The sequence below is a fragment of the Haloferax sp. s1 genome (assembly GCF_058382125.1).
Window position 1 is genome coordinate 1 of sequence record NZ_JBZRPK010000173.1, and the last position, 1,613, is coordinate 1,613.

The 1,613-nt window shown below is 63.7% G+C and carries 1 protein-coding gene; it reads right to left on the bottom strand.

Annotated features, from left to right (window positions below):
• On the bottom strand, positions 1 to 1,264 hold a 1,264-nt coding region (locus tag QT222_RS01355), incomplete at its 3' end, for an isochorismate synthase (RefSeq protein ID WP_491476060.1).
• Positions 1,265 to 1,613 lie beyond the last annotated feature (349 nt).

The following is a 1,613-nucleotide window of genomic DNA, read 5'->3' on the forward strand; positions in this document are numbered from 1 at the left end:
CGGCGTCGGGGTCGGAGTCGGCGACGAGACCGACGCCCGCAAAGAGCGTCGCCAGCGTGTCATCCACGATAGCCGAGCGGATAGCGACCGCGAAACTACCGTCGCCGTCGGCGTCGACCCAGCCGACAGGGGCGGCATACCAGCCGCGGTCGAACGGTTCGGTCTCACGGATTACGTCGAGTGCGGCAGCAGGCGGAAGCCCGCCGACCGCCGGAGTCGGGTGAAGCGCGTCCACGAGCGAAAGGACGTGTTCGTCGCGTTCGAGCGTCGCGTCGATTGGCGTCCAGAGGTGCTGGACGGTGGCGAGTTTCCGGATGCCGCGGTCGCCGACGCGAATCTCGGCCGAGAGGGGGTCGAGCTGTTCGCGAATCGTCTCCGCGACGAGTTCGTGCTCGTGGCTGTCTTTTTCGCTCGATAGGAGTTCGTCCGCCAACCACTCGTCTTCGTCGTCGGTGTCGCCGCGGCCGGTCGTCCCGGCGAGTGCGCCGGTTTCGACCTCTCGGCCGCGAAGCGAGACGAGTCGCTCGGGTGTCGCGCCGAAGAAACTCGCCCCAACGCCGGGTTCGACGAGGAATCTGTGGCACTCGGGATACGTGTCACCGAGGCGGGCGAGCAGGTCGGGGACCGACGCGGGTCGGTCGAGTTCGACTTCGAGGGCCTGCGCGAGGACGACCTTCCGAAGGTCGCCGGCGAGGATACGTGAGATAGTCACCTCGACACTGTCGCGCCACGCATCCACAGATGTCATTCGGTGTCGTTTCGAAACACCCGGCGGTCCCTGTGGCGGGGCGTCGGGGAGGTCGGTAAGCGTCTCGCGGACCTCGACGAGTCGTTGTTCGACCATTTCGGGGTCGTCGCCGGCGGCAGTGACAGTAAGCCATGCCTCGTCGCCGTCGAAGACGAGTTGTACTTCGGGGACGACGAAGCGCGCCGCCGGGAAGTCACTCCAAGGGTCGCGCCCCGTAGCCCCTTCGTGGAACGCGAGTCCACCGAAGAAACGAGGTCGGGCGACAGACGGGCCGTCGATATCGGCACCGTCGAAGAGTGAAGCCGCTGTCTCTCGAACCTGTGTGAGTCTCGCTGGGCCGTCAGCCTCGACAGTCACGGCCGCGCCGCCGCCGACGACGGCTGGCTCGTCGGGGGCAGTCCACACCGTCCGTGGGCGGTGTACTGCCGCGAGAGACGCCGTGACGGGGGGCGCAGACAGTCGAACCGACCTACTGACGAGATGTGTTGTCACCTCGTCGGTCCGCAACGGTTCCATCGACCGAGGGTCAGGACCGGGGACGCTTGAAACTCTCCCTTCTGTTCTGCGAGAGAGTCGTGATATTGTCCATAGCACGCACAAATATGTGAATGAATCAACAGATTAGGCGTCTTGGGACGGGGATGCAGAGGACTCCTGCGTACTCTAACTGTACCGCTCTTCGTTCCACGGGTTACGCCCACCTTTTTCCGAGTCTCCCGATGGTCGACTCGCAAAAATCTGGACCAAAAACAAACCCAACTGTACCGCTCTTCGTTCCACGAGTTACGCCCACCTTTTTCCGAGTCTCCCTACGGTCGACTCGCAAAAATCTGGACCAAAAACAAACCTAACTATACCGCTCTTC